The following is an 8636-nucleotide window of genomic DNA, read 5'->3' as shown; positions in this document are numbered from 1 at the left end:
TTCCTGCTGGCCCCCGAAGCGGGCACGCCCGAGGAACCGCTGGCGCGGATCGCGTTTGAGAAGGCGAGCATTGCCAAGCCGGGCGTGCCGTTGGTGACGCAAAGCTATGCCGCCTCGCCGCTGGCCAGCGTGCTGGCGACGGCGGGCAGGATCGGTGCGCCGGTCATGCTGCGCGGGCGCGACTGGTGGGCCGATGTGGGCGAGACGATCCATTACCGCGACGCGCGCGGGACGCTCGACTTGCCGCTTCCCGCGCTGCCCGGCGCGCATCAGGCGGACAATGCCGCGCTAGCGGTGGCAATGTTGCGCCATCAGAGCGCTGTCAGCGTGAGCGCGGAGGCAATGGCTACCGGCATCCGCAATGCGCGCTGGCCCGCGCGGTTGCAGAAGCTCGGAGCGGGTCCGCTCACCGCGCTGGTGCCAGGCCGCACTGTCTGGCTCGATGGCGGGCATAACCGCGACGCGGGGCTGGCGATTGCGCGCCATCTGGCAGGCGAGCCGCCGCTGCACATCGTGATGGGCATGCTGGCGAACAAAGACCCCGGCGCGATCCTTGCGCCGCTGGCGGGGCGCGCGCTGTCAGTCTCGATCGTGCCTGCGCCGGGGCATGACGCGCATAAGCCTGAAGACTTCGCCCCGTTCACCCCGCTGCCGATTGCCAGCTTTGCCAGCGTGGCGCAGGCGCTCGCCGCGCTGCCGCCAAAGGGCGACGCGCTGATCGTCGGCTCGCTTTATCTGGCGGGCGAGGTGCTGCGGCTCAATGCGGAGCTGCCGGATTGATCAGCTTACCGCGCTGACGTCGCGCGCCTCCACCTCGCCCGCCGTGCCCATCGCGGCATCGACCAGCCCGCTGCGGCTCATCCACCAGAACAGCACGATCCCCGGCAGCGCGAGCGCGGTGGTGAGGATATAGAAATTGACATAGCCCATCCCCTCAATCAGCCCGCCCGCTGTGGTGCCGGTGGCGAAACGGCCGAGCACGCTGGCACTGGCGGAAATGAGCGCATATTGCGCCGCCGTATAGCGAAGGTCGCAAAGCGCCGAGAAATACGCGATGACGACCACGCCGCCATAGCCCGACGCGATGTTTTCAAACCCGATTGCGGCGGCCATGCCGAGATTGGAATGCCCGGCAGCGGCAAGGGCTGCGAACGACAGGTTAGAGACCGCCATCAGCACCAGCGCCAGCAGCACCGAGCGCTTCAGCCCCATGCGCGCATAGGCCACGCCGCCGATGAACACACCGATCAGCAGCGCCCAGAAGCCGACGCCCACATCCCAGATCGCAATCTCGTCGTTGGTGAAACCCAGATCATCGAACAGCAGGCGGAAGGTGAGGTTCGCCAGCGTATCGCCGACTTTATGAAGGAGGATGAACAGCAACACCAACCACGCGCCATCGCGCCGGAAAAACTCGCCGAACGGGCCGATGATGGCGGAAAACGCTTCGCGGATGCCCCGGCGCCGGGCCGGTTCGCGGTGCCGCACAGGCTCGCCCAGCACCACCGCCGTGATCATCGCAGGCAATGCAAACAGCGCGCAGGCGAGATAAGCCGCGCTCCACCCGGTGCGCGCCGCCATGACCAGCGCCAGCGCCGCCGCGCCGGTCGATCCGATCCGCCAGCCATACTGGCTCATGCCAGAACCGGTGCCGAGCTGATACGGCTTGAGCGTTTCGATCCGGTAGGCGTCGATCACGATATCGAACGTCGCGCCAGCGGCACCGACCAGCACGGCGGCCAGCACCGTGGCGCCAAGATCAGCCGATGGATCGACCAGCGCCAGATTGGCCACGGCGGCCATCACCAGCGCGCCCGCCAGCAGCATCCACGACACCCGTTGGCCTAGGCTGCCCAGGATCGGCAATCGCACGCCATCGACCAGCCACGCCCAGAAAACCTTGAGATTATAGACCAGAAACGCCAGCGTGAAGGCGGTGACGGTTTTCTTGTCGATCCCGTCCTGCGCCAACCGCGTGGTCAAAGTCGCGCCGATCATCGCAAAAGGAAAGCCAGATGATATGCCGAGGAAGAACGCGGCGAGAGATTCCTTTTCGAGATAGGGCTGCACCGATTGCCAAAGGCTGCGCTGTCCGGACATGTCTGCGCTCATCGATGCAATCGCTCCTTGATTAATGCGGCCGAGACTAGCGTCCAAATCCCGCCGCGCCAGCGCTTGATGACGCAGGGGTGACGGATCGCGCGTTTGAGCGTAAGGCCCCGGCCATGACTTTTCCCCCGAAAGACCGGAGTGGCCGGCCTCCACGATCCAATGACCGTGCAGGTTCGCGGCCCACTGCTCCAGCGCGAACGCCTTATGACTCCGGTGGAGGCGGCGGCTGGGGCAGCGGCAGCAAGCCTGCGACATACAAGATCCCGGTGCCGCGCACGCCCAAGGCGGCCGCTGTGCCGCTCAAGCGCGCGCTGGCCGATGATGGAACCCCGCGTGAGGGCGACCGGATCGCCAAGCTGCTGGCCCGCGCGGGGGTTGCCTCGCGGCGCGAGGTAGAGCGGCTGATCGCCGAGGGGCGGGTCACGCTTGGCGAGGACGTCGTCACCACGCCGGCCACGATCCTCAAAAACCTGCGCGGGGTGAGCGTGGATGGCAAGCCGGTCGCCCCTGCGGCGCCTGCACGCATTTTCCGCTTTCACAAGCCGTCCGGGCTGATCACCGCCGAGCGCGATCCGACGGGCCGCCCGACGATCTACACCGCGCTGCGCAATGCGCTGCCGCCGGGCACGCCGCGCATGATCCCGGTGGGGCGGCTCGATCTCAATACCGAAGGGTTGCTGCTACTGACCAACGACGGCGAGCTCAAACGCGCGCTCGAACTGCCCTCCACCGGCATCCCGCGCACATACCGCGCGCGGACATTCGGCCCGGTGATGCAGGATCAGCTTGAAGAACTGATGCAAGGGGTGGAGATCGAGGGCGTGCGCTATGGCCCGATCAACGCCAACATGGAGCGTAGCACCGGGCGCAACCAGTGGATCGAACTGACCCTGACCGAGGGCAAGAACCGCGAAGTGCGCCGCGTGCTCGAACATCTGGGGCTGCAAGTCTCGCGGCTGCTGCGCACGGTTTACGGACCGTTCGAACTGGCCGACCTACCGCGCGGCGCGGCGGAGGAAGTGCCGCAAGTGATGGTCGAGCGGTTTCGCAAGTCGCTGCTCGGGCTTGATCCGGCTGCAGCGCCGCTCGATGCCGCAGCGCAGGCCGCGCGGCGCGTCGAGCGCGCGCGCAATTCGCCGCAGCGCCCCGAGGGCCGCGACTGATGCTGCGGATCATTGCGGGCGAATGGCGCGGACGCAAACTGCAGACGCCCGCTGGCGACGCCACCCGGCCCACCGCCGACCGCACACGCGAGACGCTGTTTTCGATGCTCACCAGCCGCCTGGGCAGCTTTGACGGGCTGACTGCAGCCGATCTGTTTGCCGGATCGGGCGCGCTGGGGCTGGAGGCGCTATCGCGCGGTGCGGCGCATGCCGTGTTTGTCGAGCAGGATGCCGCCGCGATCCGCGCCATCCGCGCCAACATTGCTGCGTTTCAGGCGGCGCAGCGCTGCGACGTGCGCGCCGCTTCGGTGCTCGGCCTCGGGATGGCCAAGGCCCCGCTCGATCTGGTGATGCTCGATCCGCCTTATGGCACGGGCGCGGGCGAAGTGGCGATCGAGAAGCTGACACGGCTGGGCTGGATCGGCGAAGGCACCTGGATCAGCCTGGAGACCGCCTTCAACGAGGAACCCAAAGTGCGCGGCTGCGAAGTGGATGCGGACCGCAAGGTGGGCAAGGCGCGGATTACCTTGATGCGGCTGAAGCCTGTCCGCGCGCCAGAAACACCCCAGCCAGCGTCACCAGCCCCGCCGCTGTAAGCACCAGCCCGACCAGCGGCGCACCGCCCTGCCCCGCGAGCCACGCGGCTGCGAAAGGGGCCAGCGCACCGCCGATGATGCCGCCCAGATTGAACGCCAGCGAGATCCCGGTGTAGCGCACCGGCACCGCATAGAGCGTGGGCAGCCACGAGCCGAGCGGGCCATATGCCAGCCCCATGACGAACAACGCTGAAGCCAGCGTGGCAAAAACCAAGGGCACCGAGCCCGAGGCCAGCCCGCTGCCAAAAACGAGACCGATGAGCGCGGCAAGTGCGGCCCCGGCGGCAAGCACGGTACGCGGCGAGGTCTTGTCCGCCCACCACCCCGCCACAAGGATACCGAGCGCGAGGAAAGTGTTGGCGCCAAGCTGGATCGCCAAAAATTCCTGCTTGGCATAGCCGAGCGTGGTGGTGGCGAATGAAAGCGCGAACGTGGTCGAGAGATAGAAGATCGCAAAGCAAGCCACGACCCCCGCCGTGCCCGCCGCGACCGCGCCGGGATGATCGCGCAGCAGCCGCCGCACCGGCACGGCGGCAGGCGGGGCGGCCTCCATCGCGGCGCTGAACGCCGGGGTCTCGCCGATCCGGAGGCGTATCCATAGGCCGAGGCCCACCAGCACCGCGCTCGCCAGAAACGGCACGCGCCAGCCCCAGCTGGCAAAATCCGCGTCTGACAGGCCAAGGCCGAGCAGCAGGAACAGCCCGTTGGCAAAGAAGAAGCCCAGCGGCGCGCCGAGCTGCGGGGCCGAGCCGAAGCGCGCCTCCCACCCCTTGGGCGCGTTTTCCACCGCGAGCAACGCCGCCCCGCCCCACTCGCCGCCGAGGCCAAAGCCCTGCCCGAACCGCAGGACGCACAGCAGCGCGGGCGCGATCGGCCCGGCCATCGCATATGTCGGCAGGAACGCGATCAGGAAAGTGGACGCGCCCATCAGCAAAAGCGAGGCAACCAGCGTCGATTTGCGGCCAATGCGGTCGCCGAAGTGGCCAAATGCAAGCGCGCCCACGGGACGCGCAAAGAACGCCAGGCCAAAGGTCATGAACGAGAGCAGCGTTTGCGCAGCCGGTGATTGCACGGGGAAAAACAGCGGCCCGATGACGAGCGCGGCGGCAGTGGCATAAATGTAGAAATCGTAGAACTCGACCGCTGTGCCCACCAGACTGGCCGTGAGAACACGCGCGTGCTGGCGAACGGGGTGACCGCTTCGCCCTTGATCAGACCCCATGTTATTCAAAACCATTCCACATCTGCGGTGACGAGCGCGCACACTACGTAAGCGGGTCCTCAAAAGTTCTCAACCGGCAATGGCTAAGCCCCTTTGGAGATATTCAATTGAAACTTTGAAACTGCAGAAAACAAGAGGCGCGCGCGATGCTATCATGGTTTGAACGGGATGCCCCGATCCGTACGAAATTTCGTGTCCTGCTGTTCGTTCACTGCGGCTTGGCGGCGATCACCGTTCTGGCCGCCGGATGGGCAGCGTTGGCCGGCGGGCCAGCCTTGCCGCTTATCGCCGCGCTGTTCGTTCTGGTCGCCACGGCGATGACCGTGCTTGTCTCGGGCAAGGCAATCTGCACTCCGTATGTCGAGACTGTTAAACGCATGGAAGGTTTGGCGGCAGGCGATCTTGCCAGCCCGATCCTGCGAACGGAGCATGGCGATTGCGTGGGCCGCATGTCCAAGGCGGTGAAAACCTTTCGCGCCAATGCTGTTTCGGTCAACGAATTAAATGCTGCTCAAAATGTGATCGTGCCGCCTTTGCGCGAGGCGCTCGCGCAGCTCGCCAAGGCCAATCTGGCGCACCGGGTAACCGAGCAGTTCCCGGCGAACTACGAACTGCTGCGCAACAGCTTCAACGCTGCGGCGGAAACGTTGCAGGCGTCGATCGGCGGCGTTGCTGCCTCGACCGTGCGGATCCAGAATGCATCGGTGGAAATCCGCGCCGCCTCCGACGATCTGGCCAAACGCACCGAGCAGCAGGCTGCCTCGCTGCAGCAGGCCAGCTCTGACATGCGCGTAGTGACCGCGCTGGTAGCGGAAAACACCACCAGCGTCGTGGAAGTCAACGTGTCGGTTGCCGATGCGCACCGCGAGGCGACCAATGGTGGCCGTGTGGTGGAGGAGGCTATCTCGGCGATGACCATGATCCAGACTTCGTCGCAGGAGATCAGCCAGATCATCAACGTGATCGATGGCATTGCCTTTCAGACCAATCTCCTTGCGTTGAACGCCGGAGTGGAAGCGGCCCGCGCGGGCGATGCCGGGCGCGGCTTTGCCGTGGTGGCCAACGAAGTGCGCGCGCTGGCGCAGCGATCGGCGGATGCGGCGCGCGAGATCAAGAGCTTGATCACCACCAGCGGCCAGCATGTGGAACGCGGGGTTTCGCTCGTCGGCGAGACCGGCAAGGCACTGGGGCAGATTGTTGGCCGGGTCGGCGAAGTCAGCCAAATCGTGAAGGAAATCGCCGAATCCGCTACCAAGCAGACCGAAATGTTGGGCAATGTGAACACGACCGTCGGTCAGATGGATACAATGACCCAGCAGAACGCCGCGATGGTGGAAGAGACCACCGCCGCCGCGCGCAGCCTGGCCGAAGAAGCCGGACTGCTGAACGACACCGTGGCCAGATTCTCGCATGGCGGCGATGCTGCGCCTGTGCGCGCTGCGTTGCCGATCGTGGCCAAGCCAGCTTTTGCGACGGTGTCGCCCGCGATGGAACCGGCCCCGCGGCGGGCACCTGCCAAGGCGCTCCCGGTCAGCGGAAACCTCGCGATCAAGGCAGCGCCAGATGATAGTTGGAGCGAATTCTGAACAACTGCGCAAGCTTGCCGCTTAACCGAACTGCCTTAAAAGCCGGCGAGGCGCGCTAAGCGGAAGCGCTTAGTCCCGATTGACCATAACCATGGACTTCCCGGCTAAAACTCCTCGGGACCATAAAAACTGCGTCAAGACACAAACGGGAAGTGCCGGTTTTATGTTGCAATGGTTTGAACGTCACGCCCCCATTCGCCAGAAGTTCCGCTTGCTTCTGGCGATCCACGGCGCGCTCGGCGTTGTCTCCCTGCTCGCCGTGATGCTGGCCGCGGCGGGGGGCAGCCCGGCGATGGCGGTGATGATCGCGGCGGCCTCGCTGATGGCCATGGTCATAACCGTTGCCATCAGCAGCAAACTGATCTGCACGTCCTATGTGACCACGGTGGTGCGGATGGAAGCGCTGGCCGCTGGCGACACTGCCAATGTAATCAATTTCAGCGATTATCGCGATTGTGTCGGGAGGATGGCCCGCGCGATGGCGACATTCCGCGCCAACGCGCTCCAGGTGGAAAGGCTGAACCAGGAGCAGCGCGGAGTGGTGAGCGCGATCTCGGCCGGGTTGCAGAAGCTGGCGGACAAGGATCTCGAGTTCGTGCTGGATGAAGCTTTTCCCGAAGACTACCAATTGCTCCGCACCAACTTCAACGCCGCCGTTGTGGCGCTTTCGTCCGCGCTGGGCAAAGTGCGGGTCGGCACGGCAAGCGTGCACGGCAGCATAGCCGAGATTTCCGACGCGACCGAGGACCTTGCCGCGCGCAACGAAGCGCAGGCCTCGCGCCTGACCCAGATTGCCGGTTCATTGACATCGATGAGCACGCTGGTGCGCGAAACCGCATCGGGCGCGCTCGCGATGCAGCGATCAGTCACCACCGCCAACGAAGAAGCCAGCGCCGGCGGCGAAGTTGTCCGCCGCGCGATCAGCGCGATGTCGGCGATCGAAAGCTCAGCGGAGGAAATCGGCCAGATCATCGCGGTGATCGATGGGATCGCCTTTCAAACCAACCTGCTCGCGCTCAACGCCGGGGTCGAGGCGGCCCGCGCCGGTGAGGCGGGCCGCGGCTTTGCGGTCGTGGCCACCGAAGTGCGCGCCCTCGCGCAGCGCTCAGCCGAGGCTGCGCAGAGCATCAAGTCGCTGATCACCAACAGCGGCTAGCAAGTGGCCACTGGCGTGGAGTTGGTCGGCCAATCGGGCGAGAAGCTCGACCGCATCGTGCGCGGGGTTGCCGAGATCAACGCGCTGATCGACAAGATCGCCAGCTCGGCCTCGATGCAGGCGGAGGGTCTGACCGAAGTGACCACCGCGATGGACGAGATGGAGCGGATGACGCAGCAAAATGCCGCAATGGTCGAGCAATCATCTGCCGCCACCCGCAGCCTTTCGAACCAAGCCCAGACCCTGATCGGAATCGTGGAAAGCTTCCGGACCCGCGATCTTGGGTCAAGGCCTGACGCACTGGCGGACCCCGCGCGGGTGCGGCGGTCGTCGGCGCGCGAATCGGATCAAGGCCGGGCGCGTCGGTCTGTGGCCGCCCCGGAAGCGGCGATCCACCGCATCGCCCCATCTGCGCCAACAATCATCGCAAAGCGCGCCGCAACGAAAGCCCGAGCCCCTGCCCCGCCTGCTTCAAACATGGCGGCGATGCCGCAGGCGGGCGGCGATTGGAGCGAATTCTGAACGAGCAACGGTGATCACCCCCAGCCGAGGCCCGCCCTTGACCCACCTTGCCCAAACCTGCGGGAGTTAACCGAACTGCAACCAGCGCCGTTTTAGAAATCTTCGGCAAGCGGAGAACGGCATCGTGCAAGTGATCAAAACCATCTTTGCTGGGTGTCTGCTGATCTGGGTGCTCTCAGTCGCATCGTGCGCCATGCTCGGCTATGGCACGACCATGATGGTGGAATCGATGGCCGATTCCAAAACAGCCAAGAAAATCTCGCAAAAAGCACGCCAGTG

The 8636-nt window shown here is 65.4% G+C and carries 7 protein-coding genes and 1 pseudogene; 6 read left to right on the top strand and 2 right to left on the bottom strand.

The genetic code is table 11. From position 1 onward, the window contains the following. Nucleotides 1-780 (top strand): annotated as a pseudogene (locus tag Q0O40_RS14310) (bifunctional folylpolyglutamate synthase/dihydrofolate synthase); the annotation flags it as partial. On the opposite strand, the gene Q0O40_RS14305 reads toward Q0O40_RS14310, so the two are convergent. Beyond that, nucleotides 781-2112 (bottom strand): MFS transporter, encoded by a 1332-nt coding sequence (locus Q0O40_RS14305; protein WP_295531297.1) that lies wholly within the window; start codon nt 2110-2112, stop codon nt 781-783. Nucleotides 2113-2225: 113 nt separating this feature from the next. On the opposite strand from Q0O40_RS14305, the gene Q0O40_RS14300 reads away from it, so the two are divergent. Next, complete coding sequence (locus Q0O40_RS14300; RefSeq protein ID WP_295531294.1) at nt 2226-3275, top strand: pseudouridine synthase; 1050 nt, start codon at nt 2226-2228, stop codon at nt 3273-3275. Continuing rightward, nucleotides 3275-3871 (top strand): 16S rRNA (guanine(966)-N(2))-methyltransferase RsmD, encoded by a 597-nt coding sequence (rsmD, locus tag Q0O40_RS14295; RefSeq protein WP_295531291.1) that lies wholly within the window; start codon nt 3275-3277, stop codon nt 3869-3871. Before Q0O40_RS14300 ends, rsmD begins: the two co-directional genes overlap by 1 nt. Here the strand turns inward: rsmD and Q0O40_RS14290 are convergent. Further along, nucleotides 3798-5093: an MFS transporter gene (locus tag Q0O40_RS14290; protein ID WP_295531288.1), complete on the bottom strand. Its 1296-nt coding sequence runs from the start codon at nt 5091-5093 to the stop codon at nt 3798-3800. The two genes, rsmD and Q0O40_RS14290, sit on opposite strands and share 74 nt — an antisense overlap. 146 nt (nt 5094-5239) lie before the next feature. Between Q0O40_RS14290 and Q0O40_RS14285 the strand changes: the two genes are divergently transcribed. The 3 genes from Q0O40_RS14285 (at nt 5240) to Q0O40_RS14275 (ending at nt 8357) form a co-directional block, all read left to right on the top strand. Next, nucleotides 5240-6679, top strand: coding sequence for a methyl-accepting chemotaxis protein (locus Q0O40_RS14285; protein ID WP_295531285.1), 1440 nt, complete (start codon nt 5240-5242; stop codon nt 6677-6679). A 211-nt stretch (nt 6680-6890) separates the two neighbouring features. Continuing rightward, nucleotides 6891-7835 (top strand): methyl-accepting chemotaxis protein, encoded by a 945-nt coding sequence (locus Q0O40_RS14280; RefSeq protein ID WP_295531282.1) that lies wholly within the window; start codon nt 6891-6893, stop codon nt 7833-7835. A gap of 3 nt (nt 7836-7838) precedes the next feature. Continuing rightward, a complete protein-coding gene (locus Q0O40_RS14275) occupies nt 7839-8357 on the top strand; it encodes a hypothetical protein (RefSeq protein ID WP_295531279.1) in 519 nt (172 codons plus the stop codon). The last annotated feature ends 279 nt before the right edge of the window (nt 8358-8636 follow it).

The sequence above is a fragment of the Novosphingobium sp. Chol11 genome, assembly GCF_945870625.1.
Lineage (GTDB): Bacteria > Pseudomonadota > Alphaproteobacteria > Sphingomonadales > Sphingomonadaceae > Novosphingobium.
Note: the sequence above shows the minus strand (reverse complement) of the source record. Positions and strands in the feature narration are given on the sequence as shown.